Source organism: Ktedonospora formicarum, from assembly GCF_016587355.1.
Taxonomy (GTDB): Bacteria; Chloroflexota; Ktedonobacteria; order Ktedonobacterales; family Ktedonobacteraceae; genus Ktedonobacter; species Ktedonobacter formicarum.
Map to the genome: position 1 here is coordinate 4,274,786 of NZ_BNJF01000001.1, position 26,242 is coordinate 4,301,027.

Annotated in this window: 22 protein-coding genes and 1 tRNA gene; 8 read left to right on the top strand and 15 right to left on the bottom strand. The window is 50.7% G+C overall.

What is annotated here, in order from left to right; genetic code table 11:
- Window position 1 precedes the first annotated feature (1 nt).
- Together K3T82_RS18335 and K3T82_RS18340 are read right to left on the bottom strand one after the other, a co-directional pair.
- The gene (locus K3T82_RS18335; RefSeq protein WP_220194323.1) at window positions 2–358 is read right to left on the bottom strand and encodes a hypothetical protein; all 357 of its coding nucleotides are present in this window, start codon (window positions 356–358) and stop codon (window positions 2–4) included.
- 100 nt (window positions 359–458) lie between these two features.
- Window positions 459–1,241 carry a transglycosylase SLT domain-containing protein gene (locus tag K3T82_RS18340; protein WP_220194886.1) on the bottom strand — a complete coding sequence of 261 codons (783 nt, stop codon included), beginning with the start codon at window positions 1,239–1,241 and terminating at the stop codon, window positions 459–461.
- 354 nt (window positions 1,242–1,595) lie between these two features.
- On the opposite strand from K3T82_RS18340, the gene K3T82_RS18345 reads away from it, so the two are divergent.
- The 4 genes from K3T82_RS18345 (at window position 1,596) to K3T82_RS18360 (ending at window position 5,244) form a co-directional block, all read left to right on the top strand.
- The gene (locus K3T82_RS18345; protein ID WP_220194887.1) at window positions 1,596–2,315 is read left to right on the top strand and encodes a metal-dependent transcriptional regulator; all 720 of its coding nucleotides are present in this window, start codon (window positions 1,596–1,598) and stop codon (window positions 2,313–2,315) included.
- A 186-nt stretch (window positions 2,316–2,501) separates the two neighbouring features.
- Window positions 2,502–2,906, top strand: a complete 405-nt coding sequence (locus K3T82_RS18350; RefSeq protein ID WP_220194888.1) for an ester cyclase — start codon at window positions 2,502–2,504, stop codon at window positions 2,904–2,906.
- Between the two features lie 231 nt (window positions 2,907–3,137).
- A complete protein-coding gene (locus K3T82_RS18355) occupies window positions 3,138–4,820 on the top strand; it encodes an O-antigen ligase family protein (RefSeq protein ID WP_220194889.1) in 1,683 nt (560 codons plus the stop codon).
- 109 nt (window positions 4,821–4,929) lie between these two features.
- Complete coding sequence (locus K3T82_RS18360) at window positions 4,930–5,244, top strand: DUF3307 domain-containing protein (protein WP_220194890.1); 315 nt, start codon at window positions 4,930–4,932, stop codon at window positions 5,242–5,244.
- Between the two features lie 115 nt (window positions 5,245–5,359).
- Here K3T82_RS18360 and K3T82_RS49140 read toward each other — a convergent pair whose 3' ends face one another.
- Complete coding sequence (locus K3T82_RS49140) at window positions 5,360–6,166, bottom strand: PadR family transcriptional regulator (RefSeq protein WP_220194891.1); 807 nt, start codon at window positions 6,164–6,166, stop codon at window positions 5,360–5,362.
- 391 nt (window positions 6,167–6,557) lie between these two features.
- Here K3T82_RS49140 and K3T82_RS18370 point away from each other — a divergent pair, with 391 nt between their 5' ends.
- Together K3T82_RS18370 and K3T82_RS18375 are read left to right on the top strand one after the other, a co-directional pair.
- Entirely contained in the window at window positions 6,558–9,119 is a 2,562-nt protein-coding gene (locus K3T82_RS18370) for a PAS domain S-box protein (protein WP_220194892.1), read from the top strand.
- 165 nt (window positions 9,120–9,284) lie between these two features.
- Window positions 9,285–10,619 (top strand): serine/threonine protein kinase, encoded by a 1,335-nt coding sequence (locus tag K3T82_RS18375; protein WP_220194893.1) that lies wholly within the window; start codon window positions 9,285–9,287, stop codon window positions 10,617–10,619.
- Window positions 10,620–10,672: 53 nt separating this feature from the next.
- Here the strand turns inward: K3T82_RS18375 and K3T82_RS18380 are convergent, their stop codons facing one another.
- The 3 genes from K3T82_RS18380 to purU form a co-directional block, all read right to left on the bottom strand.
- Window positions 10,673–11,074 (bottom strand): gluconate 2-dehydrogenase subunit 3 family protein, encoded by a 402-nt coding sequence (locus tag K3T82_RS18380; RefSeq protein WP_220194894.1) that lies wholly within the window; start codon window positions 11,072–11,074, stop codon window positions 10,673–10,675.
- Between the two features lie 209 nt (window positions 11,075–11,283).
- Window positions 11,284–12,756: a serine hydrolase gene (locus K3T82_RS18385; protein ID WP_220194895.1), complete on the bottom strand. Its 1,473-nt coding sequence runs from the start codon at window positions 12,754–12,756 to the stop codon at window positions 11,284–11,286.
- A gap of 64 nt (window positions 12,757–12,820) precedes the next feature.
- Complete coding sequence (gene purU, locus K3T82_RS18390) at window positions 12,821–13,684, bottom strand: formyltetrahydrofolate deformylase (protein WP_220194896.1); 864 nt, start codon at window positions 13,682–13,684, stop codon at window positions 12,821–12,823.
- A 342-nt stretch (window positions 13,685–14,026) separates the two neighbouring features.
- Between purU and K3T82_RS18395 the strand changes: the two genes are divergently transcribed.
- Entirely contained in the window at window positions 14,027–15,097 is a 1,071-nt protein-coding gene (locus K3T82_RS18395; RefSeq protein ID WP_220194897.1) for an L-threonylcarbamoyladenylate synthase, read from the top strand.
- Here the strand turns inward: K3T82_RS18395 and K3T82_RS18400 are convergent.
- From K3T82_RS18400 to K3T82_RS18420, 5 genes are all read right to left on the bottom strand, one after another.
- Window positions 15,094–16,707 carry a helix-turn-helix domain-containing protein gene (locus tag K3T82_RS18400; RefSeq protein ID WP_236031334.1) on the bottom strand — a complete coding sequence of 538 codons (1,614 nt, stop codon included), beginning with the start codon at window positions 16,705–16,707 and terminating at the stop codon, window positions 15,094–15,096. The genes K3T82_RS18395 and K3T82_RS18400 overlap by 4 nt on opposite strands.
- 552 nt (window positions 16,708–17,259) lie before the next feature.
- Window positions 17,260–18,081 carry a tetratricopeptide repeat protein gene (locus tag K3T82_RS18405; RefSeq protein ID WP_220194899.1) on the bottom strand — a complete coding sequence of 274 codons (822 nt, stop codon included), beginning with the start codon at window positions 18,079–18,081 and terminating at the stop codon, window positions 17,260–17,262.
- A 60-nt stretch (window positions 18,082–18,141) separates the two neighbouring features.
- The gene (locus K3T82_RS18410) at window positions 18,142–19,641 is read right to left on the bottom strand and encodes a MiaB/RimO family radical SAM methylthiotransferase (protein WP_220194900.1); all 1,500 of its coding nucleotides are present in this window, start codon (window positions 19,639–19,641) and stop codon (window positions 18,142–18,144) included.
- Between the two features lie 438 nt (window positions 19,642–20,079).
- Window positions 20,080–20,178: transfer RNA gene (locus K3T82_RS18415), tRNA-Sec, on the bottom strand.
- A gap of 55 nt (window positions 20,179–20,233) precedes the next feature.
- Window positions 20,234–20,893, bottom strand: a complete 660-nt coding sequence (locus tag K3T82_RS18420) for an HAD family hydrolase (protein ID WP_220194901.1) — start codon at window positions 20,891–20,893, stop codon at window positions 20,234–20,236.
- Window positions 20,894–21,514: 621 nt separating this feature from the next.
- On the opposite strand from K3T82_RS18420, the gene K3T82_RS18425 reads away from it, so the two are divergent.
- On the top strand, window positions 21,515–22,876 hold the full coding sequence (locus K3T82_RS18425) for a phenylacetate--CoA ligase family protein (protein ID WP_220194902.1): 1,362 nt from the start codon (window positions 21,515–21,517) through the stop codon (window positions 22,874–22,876).
- A 121-nt stretch (window positions 22,877–22,997) separates the two neighbouring features.
- On the opposite strand, the gene lysA is transcribed toward K3T82_RS18425, so the two are convergent.
- From lysA to K3T82_RS18445, 4 genes are all read right to left on the bottom strand, one after another.
- The gene (gene lysA, locus K3T82_RS18430; RefSeq protein WP_220194903.1) at window positions 22,998–24,260 is read right to left on the bottom strand and encodes a diaminopimelate decarboxylase; all 1,263 of its coding nucleotides are present in this window, start codon (window positions 24,258–24,260) and stop codon (window positions 22,998–23,000) included.
- A 9-nt stretch (window positions 24,261–24,269) separates the two neighbouring features.
- Window positions 24,270–24,740: a hypothetical protein gene (locus tag K3T82_RS18435; protein ID WP_220194904.1), complete on the bottom strand. Its 471-nt coding sequence runs from the start codon at window positions 24,738–24,740 to the stop codon at window positions 24,270–24,272.
- Between the two features lie 205 nt (window positions 24,741–24,945).
- The gene (locus tag K3T82_RS18440) at window positions 24,946–25,473 is read right to left on the bottom strand and encodes a L,D-transpeptidase (RefSeq protein ID WP_220194905.1); all 528 of its coding nucleotides are present in this window, start codon (window positions 25,471–25,473) and stop codon (window positions 24,946–24,948) included.
- Between the two features lie 203 nt (window positions 25,474–25,676).
- Complete coding sequence (locus tag K3T82_RS18445) at window positions 25,677–26,159, bottom strand: NUDIX hydrolase (RefSeq protein WP_220194906.1); 483 nt, start codon at window positions 26,157–26,159, stop codon at window positions 25,677–25,679.
- Window positions 26,160–26,242: the final 83 nt, after the last annotated feature.

Genomic DNA, 26,242 nt, shown 5'->3' on the forward strand with positions numbered 1-26,242 from the left:
CTCATCGAGGGGGAAAAAAGCTGTACCCACAATGAGGGCAGCTCTGATACTCACGAATCAGGGTGACTTCTTGTCCTCCTTGCGTTTGCAGTCGGCGCTCTCGCTTGCCACGCACTTGCATCCGTTTCCCACACTCTGGACAGGCCACCGGCTTACTCCGACCGGTTCCTTGGTCTGCTTGGTTGGCTTGAGCGAGATCCTCGATCATTCTCGCTCGTAGCTCGTTCATCTGTTGGTCAACCGCCTCCTCGATGTCGGCTAAGGTCGCTTGGGGATGGGCAAGCCGCCACTCTTGCATACTCTTGGCTACCTGCTGGCTTCTTTGCTCCCATTGCTGATCGTCCTCTTGCTGCTTCATACCCTCTCCTCTCTTTTCTCTCGCTTGTCTCCTCCTCAGTGTACCATCTTTGTCTTTTTGCAAAAATCTGAATTACACCCAATGCATCAGGCTTAAATTGCTACTCATACTGAAGCATCAGGGAACGCACGCTCTGCACATATGTATGGTTGAAGATTCCATAGCGGTTTAAATTATCTGCGCCTTCATTATATGCACTAATAACCTTATCTAGCTCACCATCATAGAGTTCCCAGAGCCGATCTAAATAGCACGTCCCTAAGCCAATATTGTCACTTAGCTTATACGGATCGCGTGTGATGCCCGTAACGCCGTTGAGCGAAGTGGCCGTGTAAGGCATAAGCTGCATGACACCGATGCCGCCGTCCTTGGCTATGACGTGCTGTTGCCAACCACTCTCTTGCCAGGCGATGGCGAGGACCAGGCTTTCCGGTAAGCCATACTGGTCAGCGCTTTCGCGCAACATCTCTTCTACCTCGGCCTTTGATGAGCTTTCCAGCGCATCGTAGGCATACCAGCGTACCTCGCCATCATCCTCAAGCCCGATATATTCGATGGTTTGTGGGAGGCAAATCCGCTGACCATATAGGATCATGTTGGTATTGAGTAAGTAGTTGGCACTGGCGATAGTTGAGATCGGAATGCCTGTTTGGCTCGAAATGTGAGATAGCGTCTCTCCGAATTGGACACTGTACCACTTACACTCCTTGCCAAGCCCTGGATTGGCCGCGAAGGTCTGGAAATGCAAGAAGCCAAAAGACACGCTTACAAGGAGGAGCACCAGGTACAGAGGCGCAAAGGTGCGCCAGTGATTCCTATACTCACTTCTATGCTTTGGTTCCTTTGTTGCGCTAAGCGTATTATACACCTGTACATGCCTCATACCTCGGCCTGTCCTCCTCTGTGCTTGTTGCATCTAACTCTTGTTTACTATAAACGCCCTCTGTATAGGTATATCGGCAGGCGTTCGTGATGAGCTTGGTAAATTTGAGAAGGGTGAGCATGCGGGTTCCATTTTGGTAAGGTGATGTATATGGGCTGCGAAGCAAAGCTCACAGCCCATATACATCACCTTATGCCCTTTCGCCGCTGGCGCGAAAATACATCTAGTACGGATGAATGAAACATTCCTGAAAGGGATGAGTATGACCTTGACTGCTTTCGTCTTGCATGCTACAGTGGTGGCGAATACGCGTAGCAAAGCAAGATAGCGAGTATGGAGACAGGAGCCACGGCTATGAAAGCAGGAGAAGCGCTCAGCGCTACTGTAGAAGAGTATCTTGAAGCAGTTTACAACATGAGCGTTGAAGGCGACGTTGTCATAGGTGCGCGTTTGGCAGAAAAGTTCCAAGTCTCTGCTCCTACCGTCACTGAAATGCTCAAACGTTTGGTCAAAGCTGGCTACCTGGAAATGGATAGCAAGCGTCATATCACTTTGACGGAGGAAGGTTATGACGCCGCCGAGGCTGTTCTGCGTCGTCATCGTCTGACAGAGCGCTTTCTGGTAGACATGCTGGGAATGCAGTGGCATCAGGTACATGAGGAGGCGTGCCGTCTTGAGCACTTTATCTCGGGTGCGGTTGAAGCGCGCGTAATTGCTAGCCTGGATCTTCCGAAAACTTGCCCTCATGGTAATCCTATCCCCGGTATCGTTCCTAATGCCCGTACTTACCTGAAGGATCATAACGCGGTACGACTCTCTGAGGTTCCGCTTGAGGGTCAGGCAACAGTCCTCTGCATCTCGGAAGTTGTCGAAGATGAGGAAGCTCTCATTCTCTATCTGCATGAGAAAGGGATTACTCCTCAGATGCATATTACTGTTCTGGCGCAGGATCAAGCAAATCCCGAAGAGATTGTAGAGCCAGCGGTGGGCGTGGAGCAACTTCATCTTCAGGTTGAGGGCCGCCCGGTTACTATCAGCAAAGCTTCCGCCGCTAAAATCTGGGTGACGCGTTAAAACTTGCCCCAATCGTTTCAGAATCGGTAATCTGACCATCTTAACTTCTATCGCCGCCACATAGTCAAGTTACTTGACTATGTGGCGGCGATATTATACACTACTTTTGGTCAAGTAAATTGACTATTTACCTGGAGTACCTGCACAGCAGAAGGTACCTTGATTTTCTACATACAGGAGCTTTTGATGTCTACTAACACAAATAAAGATGTGATTACACGATTTATGGCCGAGGTCTGGAATAGAAACAACCTGGATGTCCTAGATGAACTGCTTGATCCAGAGTACTTCGACTACACATATGAGCCGCGCAATCGCGAAGGGCTTGAGAATGCCCTGGCGTTTATGAATGCCGCATATCCCGGACACGAGACATCCATAGAAGAGGTCGTCGAGGAGGGCGATATGGTCGCAGTTTGTCAGACATTGCGCGGAACCCATTCAGGAATCGCTGTACATGGCATACCTGCCTCTGGCAAGTCCATTGAAATTGGTGGTTATCGCTTCTTCAAGATTGTCGACGGCAAGATAGTCTCGCACCGGGGGCTCATCGACCTCCCAAGTATGCTTCAGCAGATAAGTAGCCATTAGGTTGCCATATATCTCACTTTTTGAATGTGTTCTGGGGAATGCGAGGCATCTCTATCGCCTCGCATTCCCCAGTGTGTGCGATGCTTGCTGTACTTTTCACCCCATTTATGGACGTAACTGATAGATGTTTGCTATACTGCCTACAATGGTCAGGCTTGCGGCGTTCTCTTCTTCAGGGGAATAGTAAGCTATATCTATTTGTCTAAATTCGTAAAAGATTGCGTATATATTATGGACGAACAGTATACATCTCGGCAGATGACATCTCAACAGAAACCCGAAGGTGATGTGCCCTCCGACAACGGAGAAGGGATTCATTCGCCTGGTGCAGCCAACAAAGGCTCTCTAGCTGCGAAGGCGCGCTCCTTGAATTTGGAAAATGATTGGCTCTTTGGTCTGGGTATGGTCCTGTCGTTTGGGCTCTATTATGTACTTGGCAATACAACCCTCTCCTTTGGCCTTCTGAATGATCCGAGTCTCATCCCTGCTTCTCTACTCCCTTTCATCGGCCTCCCATTCCTGCTCGTATTTATGGTGCTGGCCTGGTTCCGTTTTCCTCTTGCCCTGGCCCTCTTCCCTTTGACCTTGCCATTCTATCTGGAGCAGGATGGAGCGCATTATCAGAAGGTTGTCCTGGGAAGCCTGCACTTTAGTCTGGCGGAGATAGGCGTGCTGGCTTTGCTGGTCGTTGCCGTGGCTCAGGTGCTTATGAGGCGAGATGTTCGCGCGCGTTTCTCCTGGCGTGGGGTGTGGGAGTATGCTGGCCCTTTCGTGATACCCGCTGTGATCTTTCTGCTCGCGGCCTGTATCTCGGTCGTGTTTGCCTATTCGCGCGGTAGCGCCCAGGTCGCGTTACGCAAGGTTGTGCTCTTTCCTCTTATCTACATCACGTTGGTGCTTTGCTTTGTGCGGACTCACCGTGAGGTGATGAATTTGCTCAAGGGCTTGCTGGGCGTAGGGTTGATGATTGGTATCTTTGGGGTCATTCAATACGTCTTTATGCAGAACACGCTTATGCAGGAGGCGGGTGGCGTACGCATTTATACTGTGTATGGTAACGCCAACAATGTTGGCCTTCTCATCGATTATACTCTGCCTATTGGCTTAGCCTGGCTGGTCGCGCTCAAGCTTTCATGGCGACAGCGCTTGCTCGCTCTGGCAGTATGCGCACCAATGCTAATCTCGCTCTACCTTACCCATTCGTTAGGTTCCTGGCTGGCTCTTGCCGCCGCTATCCTTTTTATTGGTGCTCTCTCTCTACCCAACCGTAAGGCCCTCCTGATTGTAGGTATTGTGTTGCTGGTCGCGGTGGGTGTTTTTCTGGCGTTTGAACATGAGCGTATCCTATCCTATATTGTGGGACGCCATGCGAGTCAGTTAGGAGTGGGCACCGCTGAGAAGCGTATTTATCTCTGGCAAACAGCCTGGAAGATGATACGTGTTTATCCCTGGTTTGGTGTGGGTCTGGATAATTGGCTCTGCCATTTTAGCAATAACAATGTTTGCCAGGCAGCCATATATCATTTCTGGATCAGGCATGACCCTGTCACTGGCTATCCTACGGGCCTGAGCGATGAACCAACGCTTTCCCATCCACATAATATCTTCCTGCATGTATGGGTAAGCATTGGCATCTTTGGTTTAATTGCCTTTGTAGCGGTGTTGATACTCTTCTTCTGGATGCTTGCTCGTATCCTTCTGCGTCTGCGAGCCATGACGTTAGAAGAGCGTGCTCCGTATCGCTGGCTGGCGGTTGGTGTGGGGGCTTCGATGGTCGCTGCTCTGGTGCAGGGACAGGTTGATAGCGCATTCCTGGAACAAGATTTAGCCTATTGCTTCTGGACTTTATGCGCTGCACTTCTTATCCTATGCTCCCTCTCGCAGACGCGCTGGTGGGGACGCCTGAAAGCTTGAGTAATATATGCTTGTGATATATCTCACAGGCTACGAGCGATATGTTTCATAGCTATCTTCTCCCGATTCTTGTTACACTTGAGGTAATAGATACTTCGGGAGAAGATATATGTTACTGGATATTTCAGTCTCAACATTGCTCATCTGGCTCGCCTGTCACTTCGTGGGTGACTTCGCCTTTCAAAGCACCTGGATGAGTATCGAAAAAGGGAAGAGTTGGGAAGTCAACTTTTATCACTGTGCGACGTATACCGCTGTCTTTGTGCTCTTTGCGCACCCCTCCTGGCTCGCTACCCTGCTTCTCTTTGCTGCCCACTGCATTGTTGACCCGCTTAAAGCCCGCTATAAGCTTATCGGCCCAATTTGGGTCGATCAACTGCTTCATCTTCTCACTATACTTTTAATTCTCGCGTTCAAATTGTAAATACATTTGCTTATTGTGTGTCTCTCGTTGAAATTTGTTACGTGCGATCCTTTGCTTGGCACGCAAAAAGGATGCCTTGAGTATGGCATCCCTTTTGTGTGAAGTGAGCTCTGACCTAGCCTTGCTCTTCTTTAGGCTCCGTGCCTGTCTCAGGAGTACCTGGCTGCTTGTCTTGCCCATAGATGTAGGTGGTTAGATCGCGCCGTGTGCGCTCCAGGATTTCATGCAACTGTGGGAAGCGCTGTGGATCAGCGTGTGTACTGCGTGCCGCGATCATAAAGAGGCGAGCAACTTCCGCCGCTTCACTGCGGAGCGCCTGTACTTCAGGCGCGTCCCAACGCTCCATGCGTCCAGCAAAACGCTCCCACCATGGACCTTGCTGCTTATCCTCATTCGACTGTCGCTCCGTGAGGAAGGCCCGGCCTTCGTCGGTAATGTGATATACCTTCTTGCCCTCATCCAGGGTAACGGTCACAAGGCCGCGATCCTCAAGCATTTGCAGGGTCGGATAGATGGAGCCCGCGCTGGGAACGTACATTCCATTTGATTTCTGTTCTAGCGCCTTCATCATTTCATAGCCATGCATAGGGCGCTCTTGCAACAGTTCTAGCAGGGCGTATTTCATGTCGCCCCGCCCGAAGAAGCGCTTGCTTAATCCTTCAGGACCCATAGGGCCTTCGGGTCCGAAAGGACCATTAGGTCCAAAGGGGCCGTGATGTCCAAAGGGACCGTGAGGTCCAAAGGGGCCGTTGGGTCCAAAAGCGTTGCGTCGCATGCGCATGGCAAATGCCCGTGGCCCATGCCAGCCATGATGACCGTGATGTCCATGGCGCTCCCTATCCGATAACCAGGGAGGCGTCCAGCCCTCCCAATCGCCGTCGAAGCCTTCAAAGGCAAAGTGTTTTCTAAATCGACCTGGCATAAATTTCATCTCCTATTGTGTTGGTGTTTGAAGCTGTTCTTTGTGTCGTTTGCTTAATACGATATATCGTTATTGATAGTTTAAACGATATATCGTATTGTTGTCAAGCCCGAAAGCCCCCTTTTTCAGAACTTCCTGGTAATTTATGTGAATTTGTGCTGGACTGACAATATTCATGTGTGTTGATTGTCTTGTAGCTCCACTTAGTATACGATTGGGTTGAGTGGCAGTTCGATGGATACAAAATCTTTTAGCTCTTCGCTAGAAGACGATCATTCTATGTTGAAATAAATTCTTATATTTCATAGTTATATTGCTTCGAGTTAAAAGAGGAATGCATCTTGGTTACCAGGGATGGAGGTCTTGTGAGAGAGGGGGAGATCTACTCATTATGGCTAATGCAGTGCAGCCCAGGCGCCTGAAGCATGCTCCTAGAAAAACGCTTATGAGTATACTTGAGAGTCTTCCAGATGCCTTGTTTCTTATCGATGATACTGAAACGATTGTATACGCGAACACAAGCGCACAGACTCTCACCGGCTTAACGCATCAGAAACTACTGGGGAGCCAGTTTTGGCGAGCGGGTACACAATTGGTAAGCCTTTCACTTTACCAGGCTGTTTGGAAGACCAGGCTAACCCAGGAATGGACTGAAGTAGAGTATCGTTCTCCTGTACTTCAAACCTGGTTGCGTGTACAGCTTAAACCTGTAGCGGAAGGCACTATTCTTCAATTCCACAACATAAGAGAGCTTGCATCTCATCAGGAAACATCTACCCATGATGATTACCTTTGTTCTGACATCTTAGAAAATATCTCTGATAGGCTTGTGATCTTGACACCTGAGGGAATGGTTCTGGATATCAGCAAACGCACTTTAGAGGATGCTCATGTTCGACGAGAGGAGATCATTGGCAGGTTCTTGCCCGAAGTTCCCTGGTGGTCAAGCTCTCCTACTGCTCAAAAGCAATTGCGTTCAGCAATTGTACAAGCTAGCCAAGGGAAGATAGTGCGCTTTGAGGCCAGGATATGCCCACAGCCAGGAAAATACCTGGATCTGGCGATAAAAATTACCCCCCATTATGACCAGGACACACAAGCTCACTACCTTATTTGTGTTGGCTGGGACATCACCGCGCGTAAGTGGGATGAAGAATTTCGTACCCTGGTTGATACGCTTCCTCAATTAGTATGGATCGCAGGTCCAGATGGCAAGGTTATCTATAACAATCAGCGCTTGATCGATTACCTGCCTATGTCTCTCGAACAGGTGGCAGGTGATGGTTGGCAAGAGTGTATACATCCCGACGACAAACAGTGTGTACTGGCGGCCTGGCAAACCTCCATCCAGACAGGCACTCCCTATGAAGTGGAACATCGCCTGCAAGGTGGTACAGATGGAATGTATCATTGGTTTCTTGTGCGAGGTGTGCCACTGCGAAATGATCAGGGAACAATCCTATGGTGGGTTGGCACCTGCACTGACATTGATAAGCAAAAACGGGCTGAGCAGCAACTTAAGGATAGTCGAGAAAGTTTTCGTGTGCTGGCTGAAATGGTGCCACAGACGGTATGGACAATGTGGCCCGATGGTAGTCTTGATTATACCAATCAGCGTTATCGAGATGTGACTCAGGTCGATTTTAATCTCGAGGGGGATGATATATGGAGAAAGTACATTCATCCTGATGATATTGAGCGAACCCTTGCGCTTCGTCATAAATTGCTTAGAACAGGCAAAATATATGATAACGAATACCGTATTTTGGATGGGCGCACTGGAGAATATCGCTGGTATTTAGTTCGCGCACTCCCAATACATAATGAAAATGGCGAAATCGTCAAATGGTTTGGCACTGGTACCGATATTGATGACCAGAAGCGCATTGAGGAAGCCCTACGCCAGAGTCAGGCGCGAGCGAGCGCTCTGATGAACTCCAATATTATTGGAATCAATGTCGTAGAAGGTGAGCAAATTATAGACGCAAACGACGCCTTTTTGCGTATGACTGGCTATACGCGTGAAGATTTGCGCGCTGGAAATATCAACTGGGCGAGTATGACTCCTCCAGAATACTGGGATCGTACTCAGCAGGCTCATCAGGAGCTTGCCATTAAGCATTCAATGACACCTTATGAGAAAGAATATGTGTGTAAAGATGGCAGTCGTCTTCCGGTTGTTGTAGGTTCCGTTCTCTTACAACACCAACCTCCCCAGGGAATTGCTTTTGTGTTGGATAACTCAGCTCGCAAAGAGCTTGAACGACGCAAGGATGACTTTATCAGCATGGCAAGCCATGAGCTCAAGACACCACTTACCGCATTGAAACTGCAGATTCAGCTGGCACAAAGGCAGCTGGCAAATCAACCCTCTTGCGAGGGGCGCCCAGCCCTTTTTAAAGTAAATGGGTATGTCAAGCAACTTGAACGCCTGATAGGAGAGTTACTTGATGTCTCTAAGATCCAGGCAGGTAAGTTGGAGTATCAACAAGAGACAATTGACCTTGATACTCTGATACATGAAGTTGTCGATACTATGCAACAAATAAGTACAACGCATGCTCTTGTCTTGCATGGTTCCGTCCCTTGCACACTGATTGGTGACAAAGTCCGGCTTGGGCAGGTCTTTATCAATCTGATTAACAATGCTATTAAATATTCCCCCTGCGCAAAAACGGTCGAGATTGACCTGCATGCCTCCTCTGAGAATGCAACCATTCGGATACGTGATCATGGTCTTGGCATACCACAAGAGCAGCGAGACAAAATTTTTGAGCGATTCTATCGCATCTCTGATGCAAAGCAGAAAGCCATTCCTGGTCTAGGCATGGGTTTGTATATTGTGGCAGAGATCGTTAAGCATTACGAAGGCATTTTGACAGTAGAGAGCGAAGTGGGTAAAGGCTCAACCTTCCAGGTGACCTTTCCTTTCAAGAGGGATGGCGGCCAATAGCAAAATAGTTTTCTTTTTATGTCAAAATAACGCATATATCTTCGAAAAGTTATGGTCTGTTCGTTTAGTTCGATAAAGTGAATCGTCTGGAATAGCCTATGTTTTTTATCCTGCTGCTAGTGCAAGCCTGGAAGGTTAGAATAAACGGCCAGAAAGGAAGAGGTAATGGTCGATTTAACCGGGACGATGCTGAACGAATATTATCTCTTCAGACGTATGGCTCTGGGTGGGGTGGCAGATGTATACTGCGCTTCTTCTTCGCGTTTTGAAGGAAGGGAGGTGGCAGTAAAGGTTTTTCGCTCCAGTTATGCACAGCATAGCGTCGCACGCCGCTACTTTCTCTCTGAGTCGCGCAAAATAAGCGCTTTTCAGCATCAACACATTTTGCCATTGTTAGCATATGGTGAGGAATCTGGCTTGCTCTATGCTGTCTCTCCCTTGATGCCAACTGGTTCGCTTGATGATTTGATGATGAGAGTGGGCCAGTGCTTCTCCGTTGCACAAACATTGACGATCTTGCGTCAACTATGCGAAGCTGTCCAGTATGCCCACGATCATGAGGTGCTCCATGGCAATCTGAAGCCGTCGAATATTTTTATTGCGCACGATGGCCGAATGCTTTTAGCTGACTTTGGCCTTGCCTGTGGCTACGATGAGTTACGACAGTCGTTGACGCGTCTTGGCTGGGGATTGGCTAACTATGCCGCCCCTGAGCAGGCGCTAGGTGTGCTCAGACGTGCTAGCGATATCTATGCGCTTGGTGTTTTGCTGTTTCGACTCCTGACCGGAGCCCTGCCTTTTGAGGGCCTGTCACCAGAGGATGTCTTGCATATGCATGTGTATCAGCCACCGCCACGGTTACGTGACTATGATTCCTCTCTGCCACTATCGATAGAGCATGTTGTGCAGCGTGCCCTTAAAAAACATGCTGAGGAGCGTTTTACTTCGGCGCGAGAGTTCAGCCAGACCTTGCAGGAAGCAGTTAGCTTAGCTCATCCCTTTTACCAGCCTTTCCCTTCTACTAAGTTGTATGCCACACCAGACGCTGAGCCAACAATCCATTCTATATATTCTGAGGCACTATCTCAGCATCTTCCCCAAGAGGAAAACATCTCTTCCACACTCGAAGAGACATATGCCTATCCTGAGCCGGGAATGGTGCAGGCGCTACCTGTGATAGCGAGTCCCACTCAGCAGGACCCATTTCCCTCCGCTTCCTGGCGTGATGGGGGACGCCAGGAAGCGGAGCTATTTATCTCTGCCGATCCTGTTGAATGGTCTCCCTTACTTACGGCCTTATCATCCCTGGAGCAGGATGCTCCCGACATCAAGCAATCTTCCATTGACTTTGCCCGACCAATCGATGATATCGATAAGAACCCACAGCAAGAAGCTACTGTCTCTCGTGGAAGGCAATGGCTTCCTCTGCTCGTTCTTCTGCTCTTGCTGCTAGGACTACTTGGGGCATTATTCTCAGCGTTCTATTTTCCTCATGGATAGGTGCAGAGCAAAAAAAGGCTCTGCTGTTGAAGAATGATTAGGATAGAGCGTGATTAATGGATGGCTTTCTTGCCAGCGAGGCGCGTATAGTAACTATGTGTTGCGAGTGTCCAGAGCTCTTGAAAAAAAGCGGGCTCTTGTTGTTCTAGCTGATGTAGCAAATAGTTCTGTTGTTCTTTGCTGATCTGGCAGAAATCACCGCCAGCTGCCTGATTTAGATTGTGTAGAACAAGTAGAAGGCGCTTCAGATTTAACATGCGGGTGACTTGGCGCTGTTGACTGGGGCGAAAATAAAAGAGGAATTCGTCAATAAGTTGAAGACTAGAGGGCGATGGGAAATCGTCATCGGATGGTATAAGAAGATCTATAATCGTGTTCAGTTGTGCGCGCTCTTCTCGATTGAGCGCAAAGGTGCCCGCCTGCGGCGCTGAGGGCCGCTTTAGCATATCTTTCATCGGGGATCCTCATGATTAGTTGAACTTATTGACCGTTACTACCTTCCCCAATAGTATCATATCTATCGGGCGTTATCAACCTAAATTCATTCGCTATGTCTGTAATCTTACAAGCCTTTGGTATGTAGGAATAGTTCTAAAACGGGCCTTGTGCGCTTCAATTGATAATACTTCAGGGTCTTAGTCTGGAAGCGCTAAACACGACTGGACTATGATACCACAGGTGTTATCCCTATTTGGTTGTTACGAACGAAGCAAAGCGCAGGCTGTGTGGCTTCAAATTGCACATTACAGCTAGTGACTCTTCCCAATTCATCAGTTAGGAAAGTGCATAGAATATCCATATTGGGGTCGAAGTTTTCGCTTTGCATCTCGAAGCTATCGTAGTGATAATGGTGAAGTGTGAAGAGAAGCTCATTATACCGCAATTGCAAATTTTCGCCCGCGTCTGTGATGGTGATGAGGCCATATCCTGGATGTTCGAAAACACCTGTGTATGCGTCTCTGGTATGAGATGGCTTGGTGCTCAAAACCTTGTCTTTCGCCCGTGATCTTGTTTTAAGAGATTTTTCCTCTTGCGTTTGATGATATTCCTGTTGTGCTCGTTCATGCCAATCGATGGGCTCTACACCTAACAGGCAATCTAGGATATAGTAGGCAACAATGCTCTGAAGAGGTCCACTGTTGTGATTGGTCAGCACGACCACGCCAGCTTGCTCGTCAGGCAGGAAGGCGGTTTGAGCGCTAAATCCATCGATGTTGCCTCCATGTCTGATTAGGGTATGCCCTCTATATGCGGTTACAGCCCAGCCAAGAGCATAACTATCGAAGAAGAGTTCGGAATATTTACGAGGTTCGGGTTTGCTTACATGGGGGGTATGCATCTCGCGCATCTGGGCCTGTGAAAGTAACTTTTGCCCCTTATAAGTCCCTTGCTGAAGATGGAGAAGCAACCACTGACTCATGTCCAATACATTGGTATGGATGCTGCCAGCGGGACCCAACGCGTGCCAGTGGGGATACCAATCCATAGTCGCGACCCCACTAGAAGCCTCCTTGTAAGGTGTTGCGCAATTAACTGACGCGCGTGCTGTCTCCGCATCAAAGCAACTGGCGTTCATTCCCAGCGGCGTAAAGATACGTTCCTGTATAAAGCTTTCCCAGCTCTGCCCAGTGATCACTTCCAGCAGGTGTCCCGCTGTCATATAGAGCAAGTTTTGATATTGCCAGGTCTGGCGAAACTCGCGTGTCGGCTCCAGGTAGCGCAGGCGAGCCACCAATTCCGCACGCGAGAGTGCTGAGGTATACCAGAGAAGGTCGTGGCGGGGCAATCCTACCCGATGCGTGAGTAGGTCACGCGTGGTAGCATGGATGGTCGCATAAGAATCATAGAGTTGGAATGTAGGCAGATAGTCTCTGACCGGCTTATCCCAATCTAGCTTGCCTTCATCGACGAGCATTGCTAATGCGGTGGCTGTGAACGCTTTGGTGCATGAACCAATGGCGAAGCGTGTCTCAGGGGTAACGCTTTGTTTGTGTTCCAGGTTGCGCTCTCCAAAGCCGCGCGTGAGGAGAATCTCGCCGTTCTGTACGATAGCGACAGCCAGCCCAGGCGTGTGCCATCTCTCCATACTGGAAGAAACAAAGGCATCGAGCGTTTCTAAGATGTTACTTACGGTCATGTAATCTCATTTCTGGAGAGTTCTAGAATGGGCCACAAAGGCTGTCGCTACTATACATAATTGATTAGTCAAAGATCAAAGTCTTATTCTCATAGACAAGTACGCGGTTTTCGGTATGAAATCTCACAGCGTCTGTGAGCACACGTCTTTCAACGTCACTGCCCTTGCGAACGAGGTCTTCTGTGCTGTCACGATGGTCACAGCGGATAACATCTTGAGCAATGATCGGACCTTCGTCGAGGTTATCTGTAACATAGTGCGCTGTGGCGCCGATGAGTTTCACGCCTCGCTCGAAGGCGCGTTGATAGGGATTCGCACCCACAAAGGCTGGTAGAAAGCTGTGATGGATGTTGATGATGGCATGTGGGTAGGCAGTCACGAAGAAGGGTTCGAGGATCTGCATATAGCGGGCCAGAATTAAGAAATCGGCCTTACCAGAGATAAATTCGAGGATACGCTCTTCATCAGCTGTACGCGTTGCTTTAGCGACTGGGAAGTGGTAGAACGGGACATCATACATTTGTGCTAGTGGCTCTAGCAGTGTATGGTTGCTAATGATAAAAGGGATATCCATATCGAGTTCGCCGCGCTTCCAGCGCCAGAGAAGGTCAATTAGACAATGATCGAGCTTGGTTACGAAGATGCCAGCGCGTTTGGGTATGCGCGAATACGCCACGCTCCATTGCATATAAAAGCGCTCGGCGATAGGCGTGAACGCAGCCTCTAGTTCGGTAGGCGTAAGTGTGAAGCCTTCCTCCTTGAAGCTGATGCGCATAAAGAAGCGGCATTCCTGTTGATTTGTGGAGTGCTGAGCCGATTCAACGATGTTGCCGCTGTGCTCAAAGATGAAGTTTGAGATGGTTGCGACGATGCCAGGACGATCCGGGCAAGAGATTAGCAGGGTGATAGTTGGCTTACTAAGAGACATCAATGCCCTCCCACCTTATACAAAATATGATGTATGAGATTGAACGTTTTCATGTTTTGTGACTGGGAATATGGTAGAATACCGCTTTGCGCTCCCTATCATAGGCAACTTTCGCGGCGTTGTCAATTTATCCATGTATTGGAAGTGTCGACCCTGAGATGTTGGGTGATACAGTGTTGCTGACAGGGGAGACATGCTATAATTCCTGCCAGCATATTACTGCATATGATGTCATATGCAGTAATATGCTGGCATATGTGAGACCTTTCAGATATAGAGAGTGGTTTTTGGAAGGGCTTCTCATATATCAGTGCCATCAAGAAAGTGAAAGCCTGTGTAGATATGTCAGTGGTACAAACTGAGATTTTAAAAATTCATGCCAGCCAGCCGGAAGAGGAGATATTAGAGCGTGGAGCGGCCTTTTTGCGGGCAGGCGCTCTGGTTGCCTTCCCAACGGAAACTGTTTATGGTCTTGGGGGAGCGGCTCTACATTCTGAAGCGGTTGAGAAGATCTTTAAGGCGAAAGAGCGTCCCTATAGTGATCCATTGATTGTGCATATTGCTGCGGAGAGCGCTCTGGATGAGTTAGTAGATGGGGTGCCGGAGCGAACCCACTTGTTGGCGCGGCACTTTTGGCCGGGACCATTGACGATGATCTTGCCGGCTCGTAAAAGCGTGCCGCGCCTGCTTACGGCTGGTTTAGATACGGTCGCGATCCGTATGCCACGCCACCGGGTGGCGCTGGGCTTAATTCGCGCGCTAGGAGCGCCCGTAGCCGCTCCTAGCGCCAATCGCTTTATGCATGTGAGTCCAACAACAGCGCAGCATGTCGCGTCCGATCTTGACGGTCGTGTGCCATTGATTCTCGATGGTGGGGCATGCGAGGTTGGCGTTGAGTCGACTATCCTTGATGTAAGCGTTGATCCTCCAGTGATCTTGCGCCCTGGTGGTGTAAGCCTTGAAGCTTTACAGGCTGTATTGCCACAGGTGCAGCCCCCTCGCGCGCGCCAGGTGCGTGCGGACGACGAGTCTAAGGCGCTAAGATCGCCGGGCCAGATGCTTATTCATTATGCGCCTCACGTTCCTGCATTTCTCTACGATGGAACATCTGAGCACATCCTTATAGCCATGAAAGATGAGGTGATGAGAAGGAGGGAGCGAGGAGAAGGTGTGGGAGTGCTGATCGCTGAGGAGGATGTGGCTAGCTTTGGGGGAATGGGTATCCCAATGTATGTATTAGGGAGGATGGGCGATCCCGAGCGGGTGGCGTCGCGTCTATTTGCGGGACTGCGTACGCTGGAGGAAGCGGGAGTCCAGGCTATTCTCTGCCGTGCTTTTCCAGTGGAAGGGCTGGGGCTGGCGGTTCGTGACCGTTTGCTGAAGGCGACGGGTGGGAAGATTATTACCTGCTAGCGTTTGCGTAGATGGTGGATCTTGAGCGCGATCTGGAGCGAGAGGCGTAATTCCGCATCCTCTAGAGAACTTCCTAGCAACTCTTCAATGCGACCGAGGCGGTAGAGTAAAGAATTGCGATGCAGGTGCATGGTGCGCGCGGTTTCACTCAGGTTGCCGTTGCAGCGGAAGAAACACTCAAGTGTTTCCAGAAGTGTGCCGTCGTTGCGGCTATCGGAGTTGAGGAGCGCCCCCAACGTTTCTTGATAGAAGGTCGTAAGCTCGCTGTGCCCATCCAGGTGAAAAAGTAGACGGTAGACACCAAGGCGTGAGAACGAGTGAAGCTTGCCTTCACCAAAGAGACGACGACCAATTTCGAGGGCTTGTTGAGCTTCACGATAGGATTGAGGAATACTTGCTAGATCGGAGGCGATGCGCCCGGTTCCGCAGGAGTAGGATGCCTGGTCAGCGCTCTCTAATTGAAGGCGTGCTTCAACACGCTGCAAACGCTCATAGATATCATTCTCACTCTCATGGCTGTTTGTGTTATTAGGTATTGGCAGAAGGGCAACGACGCGCCGGGTTTCGGTAAGCACCCAGCAGCCAGGCCAGACCCGCTGAAGTTCGTCGCGCACTCTCCTGCCCCAAAGGGTAAGTGTGCCATTGTGTGGCAATTCAGTTTCAGCGGAGGTGCCCTCAAAAACAGCGACCACCTGAGGCGTAGTGAGATCAAAACCCAGAATGCGCGCGCGTGCCAGCACCTCTTCCTGTTGTTGATAACGCCCCTGGAGAATATTGGTGAACGCTTCGACGTGGTAGCGATTCTCGACCTCGTTGCGCTCCCGCTCGCGTGCAACTTCCATGGCGAGGATGGGTGTAACCTGGCGGAGAATGATACGCTCCAGGTAGTCGAAGTTATTCTCTTCTCCGATGAGCGAGATATAGCCTACGATCTCATGGCGAATCATGATTGGCTCAGCCACACGTGTCATTCCTTGTTGGCGGAGGAGCTGATCGCTGAGGTGAACGCTGAGTGGGAGAGGTTGACCTTCTGCAGGGGTTCCTTGATTGCGAATCTCATGTTCAGCATCTTCTATGACCACCCATTTGTGGCGTTGATTCGCGAGGTAATCACAGACTCCCTGCGCTCCAACACCCTGTACGCTCAATTGCATGAGATGGCGCGCAATCTCTGTTGCCTGGCGCTCAATCTCGCCGCGAAAGCTGACCACAAAATAGATGACTTCGCGCGCAATCTCGTCAATCTGGGCATTGTCGGGTAGCAGGATGAGGGGCAGATTGTGTTGGTCAGAGAAGCTGATAGCCTCTTTTCCAAGTGCTTCTATACTAGGTGCGCCAACGGCGACGGCGGAGACACCTGCCTGGTGCAGGCTATGGAGAAGATGTGGTAGGGTTTCGTTGAGGCGGCGCAGGCGTGAGAGCGTGAGCAAGGCTATTTCGCCTCCCTGCACACTCTCGAAGGCGGGCAAGCGAACACGCATAGGACTGGCCCATGTGACGCGTCGCTCAAGACCTCCCGCTCCTGCCGCCAGTTGGGCATCCCGTGAAGCGAGCAGAGTCAGGATATTACGGACTGAAGCTGAAGAAGCTGATGGTAGAAGACTGCTCATGGTGCTCACGGGCGATTTCTCTCACAATACTGAGAACTTGCTTGCTTGATACCTACAAAAGAGACAAGCGATGAAATAATGCGTGTGTCCAGGCACATGCATTATTTAGCGCCGTGTAGATGAAGCGGTTTTGCGTTCTTGGTACTGCTTCTCCTTGATCTTTTTGGCTTTAGCGCGATGTTTCTGCCAGGCAACTCGTTTCGTTTTGTTCATAAGTATAAAACCCTCCTTAGTTTTAGTATATACTATTGTTCTGTCTGACGACGTTGATGCCTTGTTAAGAAAAGCATTTGCCAACGCTACGCCGCCACATGGTACCACTTCAAGCTGAGTTTGCTTTGTGTGGCGGCTGAGCTCAGACAAATGAATGGCTTGCCGTCGGCGGCAAGGGAAGTGGAGTACCAGGCGTTTGCTCTGGACTCCAGGCAAAGAGGTGTTGCCCCTTGTGATCCCGCTCTTCCCCATCATGGGTTTAAACGCTTCCCGGATAGGCGAGTACCGGAGTCCGAAACTGGATTTCAGGTAGAGAGCATCAGCTCCCTACCCTTCTACTTATTCCTCGCTATCGAGGCTATTATCGAAATCGGTATCGCTAGTATCTTCGCCGTCGTCTCCGCTATCGTAATACTCATCCTCGTTGGAGAAATCGTCTTCGTCATCGCGGTCGAGGCGTAGCATGGAGTCCTTGATATAGGCGCGGATAGTGTCGCCTGTACCTTGAGCACTGGGGAAGCTGACTTTTCCAAACATGCTAGGATGCTGGTAGCTTTCCTGAATGATGATGCGGACATGACCATTCTCAACGGCCTGGATACCTGCGGTGTAGCGGTTGCCGCCCTCGCTAAACTCGATGATACGGTTAGCTAAGCGGGGTTCAACTTGACCGATCAGTTCTTCGGCTGAATTGCGCGCTTGCAGGGTATGACCATTAATGGTAAGTTGGATGAGGTCGCCAACACTGAGTTTCGCCAGAGTTGTGCTGGGAGCCAGATTCACCAGTTCGGTGATAGCGGTTTTGCCCTTCTCGGCGACGAAGATACGAGGGTCAATGCGCTCCTTGGCGCGTGCGGAGACCGGACCTTCCTGCTCTATGAGCAAGGTCAGGCGGTCGACGTTCTTCCTGGCAATGCCATTATCTGAACTATATTTCAGTGTTTGTGAGTAGGCATCGAGCGCGTTCTGGTATTGCCCCAGTTCGCTATAAGCCTTGCCCAGGCGGTTGTACGCATCTGGCTCTGTGGAAAAGATATTCAGGATGTTCTTGTTTGTCTGAACGGCCTCATCCCACAAGCCTTCTTGTGCTTGTTTTACCGCCTGATCGGTCCACTGTTTTTTCAGCCGAATTCTCTCTTCCGCTGACAGCGTTTGCGTCATCGAACGACACCTCCACCTGTGTAATTTGTTGGGTAATGTGCAATGGATATAGTTTGCTTATTATAACTCAACTGTGCAACCCTGAAGGGACCAGGCTGTAGTCCGTTCAATGCGCACATTGACGAGATCGCCGATTTGTACGGTGCCTGCTTCTGGCTGGGGGAAGAAGACGAGCTTGTTCGCCCGGTTGCGTCCCTTCCATTGCTTACGACCGTGATTTTCGTTGCTATCTTCAACCAGGACCTCTTCAACGCGGCCCAGGTATTGTTGATTTATTTCGAGCGCAATCTGGCTTTGTACCTCTTCGACGGCGTGCAGGCGACGTTTTTTCTCTGCCAGGGGGATGTTATCTTCCCAACGAGAGGCGACGGTACCTGGACGGACGGAATAGGCTGCGACATGAACGACATCGAAGCGTACGCGCTTGATCATATCAAGTGTGGTTTGGAACTCCTCATCGGTTTCACCACAGAAGCCGACGATGACATCGGTTGAGAGTGAGATATCAGGCCAGAGTTCACGCACGCGGTCGATCTTCTCATAGTATTCTTCGATGGTGTAGCCGCGTTTCATCCGCTTGAGTGTATCGTTATGACCGGCCTGGACGGGAATATTGAGATGTTCGCAGACCTTGGGCAGTGCAGCCATACGTTCGATCATGCTATCGGTCATGTAGCGAGGGTAAGAGGTCATAAAGCGAATGCGATGCAGGCCATCGATCTCGCTGAGGCTGGTCATAAGGTCGGCGAGGTTGGGCTGATCCTGGAGATCCAGACCATAGGATTCGATGGTCTGGCCCAGCAGAGTCAGTTCCTGCGCGCCCTTGGTGACCAGGGTACGGGCCTCGGTCATCAGCTCATCGATGGGACGACTACGCTCGCGACCACGGCGGTAGGGAACGATACAATATGTGCAGACCTTATTGCAACCTAGAACTATGGGTAGCCACGCGGTTGGGCTGGCCTTCTTCGGCTCGATGGTTGTTGGGTAGTGCGCTATCCGCTCACCGGGTTTGGGAGTGATAGCCATTGGCAAGACGGTCCGTTTGCCGGAGCGAGAGAAGGAGGTCGCAAAGGTTGGCTTATGTTCGTGTGGTTGCTCAGTGATACGCTGGGCTTGTTCAGCCAGGGCTTCTTCGTGAGGCAGCAACTCGACATCAAGGCAGCCAGAGCCTGAGATAGGAGTCCAACGCTCTTCCAGGAAACGAGGCAGAATATCGGCCTGTTCGACCTTCATGAAGAGGTCAATATGTGGATAGCGTTTGCCAAGCTCATCGATGGTTTTCTGGTTGCCGATCATGCAACCCATCAGGGCGACGAGCAGGTCATCGCGTTTTTCTTTCGCATATTTGAGCAGGGAGAGCTGGTTGTGGGCCTTCTCTTCAGGAGCTTTACGCACGCTGCATGTATTGAGGACCACGAGATTTGCCTGATCCATATCTGACTCTTCCCAGCCCATGCCTTCGAGCATAGTCTGGATGCGCTGTGAGTCGGCTTGATTCATTTGACAGCCAACGGTCCAAATGTGATATTTCCCACGCGGGATTGTTGTCGTGGTCATCTCAAAATGCCTCTCTTTGAGCGTGATGTAAAGTCTTAGCTGAAAACCAACGCCGTTGTCGCGGCTAGCGCATCTGCGCTCAGGTTTTCGCGTAAGGAGTAAGTATGGTTTTGGAAGATAGTGTGAAGACCTTTCTCTCGAGACGGTATTATACAGCGTTGTTTTCGCTTTGTCTAGCAAGCTTGTTCCACCTTATGTCGTCGTGTGGGAAGGGGCTAGAAGCATATATGGAATTGCTACCGGTTGTTAAGAAGTAAGATTGGTATACGATAGCATATCGTAGCCTGCCTGGTGTGCGTTTAGGTTTGGGATTGTCATCAGAAAGCTACTAAATCTAGCAATGTGTAGAAGGGGTAAATCTATAGAATGAGAAATAAAATAGGCATCAAGTGCTGTATGCCTAATAAAGTGTTTGGGATCAGAAATGCGCGGGGAGGTTGGCAGAGGCGTATGGGAGTCGAACCCACCAGGGACCGCGCCGAGCGGCCCCCCAGCCGTTTTGAAGACGGTGGGACCCACCGGGGCCCCTACGCCTCCTCGTTGAGCGCATTGAATAGATATGCCGCTATTGTGCCATGAGTGGATGGGGCTGTCAAGCCAGGGCACGAATGGTAGTGAGTGAGACCTCGGTCAAGTCCTTAACGACGAGATTGGCGGCGCGTAGACCCGGAATGTCGCGTTCACCCGCGACGGCGATGGAGTACATACCAGCGGCACGCGCGGCCTCGATGCCCGCGATGGCGTCCTCGATAACCAGGCAGTGAGCGGGCGTGACGCCTAGCGAATCGGCAGCCTTGAGGAAGACATCAGGGGCGGGTTTGCCACGCCTGACATCTTCGCCAGAGACTAGGGCATTGAGATAGCGTTCTAGGCCCAGCACTTCACTAATGAGAGCGATATTGGTATGAGGAGTTGAAGTGGCGAGTGCTTGGGGATAACCCGCTTTATGGAGGGCGGAGAGGAGTTCCTCAGAGCCGGGGAGGAAGGCGATGGTATGACGGGCGTAGTCGCGGAAATAGGCTTCTTTGCGGTCCGCCAATTCCTGGACGCGTTCGGGTGTTGTTGGCTCGCCGAGGAGGTCTGGGATGATTGCGTCGTTGCGCCAGCCGAAGGTGGCCCAGAATTGCTCATCGCTATAGGGAATATTGAGGTCCTGAGCCAGGCGATACCAGGCTTTGCGGTGGGAATCCGCACTATCGATGATAACGCCGTCCAGATCCCAGATGACGGCGCGGACCTTTGTGTCTGCCATAAGATTGTACTCCAGCTACAAATTGCGTTCTGTCAGACTGCGATTGCAGTGAACTTTTCTTCATCATATCACACGGATAAGCTTAATGATGATTACTTCGTTATACGCTACATATATCAGGTACCTATAAGCGTGGACAGGTTCGGTAGAATAGTACTTGTAGCTAGAACTGCTTATCAGAATGCTATAGCTTGAGAAAAGGCGGTGAAAGATTGGACTACTGAGGTTGGGTCGGGAGCAGGTGGTTTTCAGCTGTATGATACAATAAAGTGCGTATTATGGAGGGGGGATGGCGCGCCTACGTTGAGGCGAGTATAGGTTGACTGGTGTATGCTAACGCGAAACGCCCGCATATGACGTTTGCGCGTGACTCTGGCGCTTTTAACAATGAAGTTAAATGGGAAGACCGAAAAGGATTATTTGTATTTCTAAGATCTTATGCGAAAACTAATGTGCTGCCGTGCCCCTAGTGGAGGGCATAGCTAGTGCGCGCTGGCTGCCGTTCAGGTAGCATTAATGGGCGTAGCGACAAGCACTCTCAGGTTTTCGAATTAGGAATAATAGAATAAGATTTGCTAACATACAGGGTGGATTGCTCAATATGTGATCTGGAGGAATTTGATGAGTGTTCGTAGCTTCTTTCAAGAAGAGATAGAGACGCTTCCTAAAAAGAAACTCAAGGCATTACAGTTACAGCGCTTGCAGGCGATGGTAGAGCGAGTTTACCATCAAAACACCTTTTATCGTAAACTCTACGATGAGGCGGGGGTCAAGCCAGCGGACATTCAGAGCCTGGAGGATATCCGTAAGCTTCCATTTTTGGAGAAGAAGAGTGTGCGTGGGGCGTATCCGTATGGGATGGCGCTCGCGCCCATTGGTGGTGAGAATGGCGCGGTCGAGGTTCACGCCACCAGTGGTACCACTGGTAAGAGCGTGCCGGTCTTCGCGACCATGAAGGACATCGAGAACTGGGCTGATCTGAACGCACGCGAACTCTGGATGACGGGCCTACGTCCCGGCGATGTCTTCATGAACAGCTATGGTTATGGCCTGCCAACGGGTGGCTTTGGCTTCCATTATGGCGCGATGAGGATGGGGGTCATGGCGATTCCTATGGGCGCGGACGCGCGTCAGTATGAGCGCTTCATCGACTTCATATTTGACTTTGGCGTAGCGGGTATGTGTATGACGCCTTCGGTTGGCCTGTATGTGGGCAACAAAGCTCGCGAGATGGGTATTGATTTCAAGAAGAGCAAGCTGAAGACGGGCCTCTTTGGTGCGGAGCCATGGCCTTGGGAGACGCGCCTGAAGCTGGAAGAGTATTTCAATATTACCGCTTACGACGAGTTCGGTATGACCGAGTTCCTTGGACCCGGTATGACCTGTGAATGCGAGGTACGCGACGGAATGCACGCCTGGGCTGATGCTTTCCTGGTGGAGTGTATCAATCCTGAGACTGGGGAGTCGGTGCCGGATGGTGAGGAGGGTGAGCTAGTCTGGACGTGGTTGAATGCCGATGGTACGGCGATGCTGCGCTATCGTAGCCGGGACCTCTCGCGCCTGTGGTGGGATGATGAATGCGCCTGTGGTCGTACACATCCCAAGATTGCCGCTATTAAAGGGCGTACCGATGACGCGGTGCCAATTCGTGGTTTGATCGTCTTCCCCAGCCAGATTGAGGCCGCGCTATTGCGCTTCCCTGAGACCGGTGCGAACTTCCGCATCATCATCGACAAGCGCAACGGCCTGGATACCTTTGATCTGAAGGTGGAGGTCAAGGACAATGCCATGCTGGAGAGTGAAGAGTTTGTGAAGAGCCTCCAGAAGCAGATGGCTGAGGCCGTGAAGTCCGTGACGGGCAACACGCCGCATGTGCATCTGGTCACCGCCGATAGCTTGCCACGAGCTACAGGTGGTGAGTCCAAGACGGCCAGTGCGCGCGTCGAAGATCGACGCAAGCTCCAGCCAGCCGAGCAGAAGTAGATATTCAACTAAAAAGGGAGTGTGCCCTGGGTTGCTGACAGCAACCCAGGGCACACTCCCTTTTTATGGAGATGGTGGGTGATAATACAGCGCCTGACTTCCTCGTACTATGTCTCTAATGCTATGCCTGACCGTTGAATCCAGTGAAGTCGAGGGTGCTGAAGTAATCTTCGATGGTTTCGGCGCGGCGGATAAGTTGAATGTTGCCGCTGGTGGTGAGAAGGAGTTCAGCGGAGCGGAGCTTGCCATTGTAGTTGAAGCCCATAGCGTGCCCGTGTGCCCCAGTATCATGGATGACAACAATGTCATTGGTGTCAATTGGGGGCAAGGAGCGGTCGATAGCAAATTTGTCGAAGTTCTCGCAGAGCGAGCCGACGACGTCGTAGATGTGGGTGGCGGGGGCTTCCTCTTTACCCAGAACGGTGACATGATGGTATGCACCGTAGAGGGCTGGTCGCATGAGATTAGTCATGCAGGCATCGAGGCCAATGTAGTCTTTATAGGTCTCCTTGTGGTGAATAGCGGTTGTTATGAGATAGCCGTGGGGGCCAGTAATGAATCTGCCGCACTCCATGACGATTTGAAGTGGGGGCAGCCCCTGCTGAACGATTTTGCGCTCATAAAGGTCTGCGACGCCACGCGAGAAGATATCCAGGTCGAACGGTTCTTGTTCGGGTCGATAAGGGATACCAATGCCACCACCCAGATTGACGAAGGAGAAGGTAATGCCGACCTCGCGCGCGAGAGTGGCGACGAGATCGAAGAGCATACTTGCTGTCTCGATGAAGTAGAGGGGATCAAGTTCGTTGGAGGCGAGCATGGCGTGGAGTCCGAAGCGGTGAACACCCTTGCTTTTAGCCATCGCATAGGCAGAGAACAACTGCTCGTAGGTCAGGCCGTATTTGGCCTCGCGGGGATCGCCGATGATGGTGTTGCCACTACGGAGAGGGCCAGGGTTGTAGCGGAAGCTGAGGAGGTCGGGAAGGCTCGCCACATGTTCCAGATACTCCAGGTGGCTGATATCATCCAGATTGATGATTGCTCCCAGTTCGCGAGCTTTGCGAAATTCGTTCGCGGGCGTCTCATTAGACGTGAACATGATGTCATCGCCTGTAAAACCGACATGTTGAGCAAGCAGGAGTTCGGGGAGAGAGCTACAGTCCACGCCCAACCCTTCTTCCTTAAGGATGCGCAGAATATGGGGGTTAGGCAGAGCCTTGACCGCGAAATAGTTGGTGAAGGTTTCTGACCAGGAGAAGGTTTGTTTGAGGTTACGTGCCGCTTGCCGAATGCCTTGCTCGTCGTAGATATGGAAGGGGGTAGGATAGGTTGTCGTAATATTGGCTACTTGTTTGGCTGTCAAAGGGAAGCGTTTGATTGTCATATGTACTCCTCAGACTTGCTGCTTGTCGCTCTCGCTGAGTAGGCGCTCTTGCTCACCAGCCTTGAGGGCTTCATCTTGTTCCAAGCGTTTATAGTAGCCTGTATAGATTGCTAGCCCCATGATCCCACTGACCATCACCATCACACCTGCGATCCAGAGCATATGCCATAAGGCCGCAACCACACCAACACAGGCACCCAGGAGCCCAATCGTCTTTGCAATACTAATATAAGGAGACGAGGCTGTATAGTGGCGTTGGGATTGAAGTTGATTGAGCATTAAAAGGACTGCCAGGAGTGGGATAGCTAGTGAGAAAGCTACGACGCAGATAGTGGAGGGCAAATCTAGTGAAGGGGCAGTGATAAAGGATTGTACAATGACGACGCCAATACCAATGAGTCCGGCATACGTCAGGTTGTTCTGCTGTAGCCAGCTTTCTTTATGCTGCCAATCCTCTTTTGGAGTTACATTCTTTCTCATATCCGTCGTTCCTGGAATTGATAATGGGGAATATACGCTATGCCCCTGGGATCTGATGGTAACATAGCTAAGTGCAAAAAAGCAAGCGTGTACACTGTTTCTTATGTACTATAAGTGGATAAGGATGCGGAAGAGGGGATCATGAGTGTATTCATGATCCCCTCTGAGTGTAAGCGGCGGGTATATAGGCGGGATGGATTGTGGGTTAGGAGACGACCTTAACGGGGGTGCCGATAGGAGCCCAGTCATAGAGCCAGGCCGCATCGTCGACAGGTGTATTGACGCAGCCATGACTGCCAGTCATCTCTTTTCCGCTATCCTCTTCGACATGTGCGCTGTTAGTGCCGGGTCCAAATTCACCGCGCCAGGGCGCGTCGTGGATATAGTAGCCACCGCCCGCGAACTCCATAGCATAGCTCACGTTTGTGGGTGGGAAGTAATAGGGGGAATTCTTACCCCAGGGAGAATAGAAGGTCATTGGGCTCTGTTTACGGAAAATGCTAAAACTACCCGTGGGGGTCGGGAGGGCCGGTTGTCCTGTGGTGACATATGTTTCATACACCTCATCCCCATCTTCGAACGCATAAAGCATCTGATCAGAAAGGCTAATAACGATCTCTTTGCCTGTGCTTGCCGCATGCATTTGTTGTTTGGGCGCGCTAAATGTAAGCAGGCTAGCGAAGGAGAAGGCGATCAGTGCCATGTAGAAAAAATTGTTTACCCTTTTTTTCATAGTGTTTTGAATCCCTTTGCTCTGAGGAAAATGTATAATACTCTCTATTGGTGAGTATACAGAGCCTTCTGTTAATCATAATTTAAATATATCTCCCAAGCATGTGATACTTGATTAGTAGTTATTATTGTGTATTATTTATAAGTGCTTGTTAATGCATGATATATATGCTTGTGGTGTATTGCGTAGAGTTGAGGAATGTATCAGGTGCGTGAATGTGAGGAGTGGTGACGAAGGTAGTCCTGGTAGATGTGGAGGTAGAAGCCGTCCAGGCGTGATTCAAGTTCAGTATGTGTGAGCCAGAGTGGCTGGCCCTCAATGCTGCGGCGGAGTTCGCCGCTTACGCACGTGGCACGGAAGATCAGGTTGACGGTGCTCATGCGGTTAAAGGCCGGGCTGCTGATTGTGCGGTAGCTGATGAGTTCATGAAGTTGAACCTTCAGGCCGGTTTCTTCTTCGCACTCGCGAAGCGCGGTCTCTTCGGGGTGCTCACGCCAACGCATGAAACCACCGGGAAAGGCGGTCTCGCCCTCTGGGCGCTCGATGACAAGGAAGCGGCCTGCCTCCTCTATCACGATGCAGACGCAGGCGAAGGGGGGGAGATTGCCGCCCAGGCAGAGATTGAGCAGATTAAAGAAGATACCGATAAAACGCTTAAAGGCCAGGTATAGCACGAAGTTTGTCACCTTTGCTGCTGTAGTGAGAGGATCTATCCTGGCTGATATTATACTCCTCCCGCGCAAGGGGGGACTCTGACAACCACTCATAA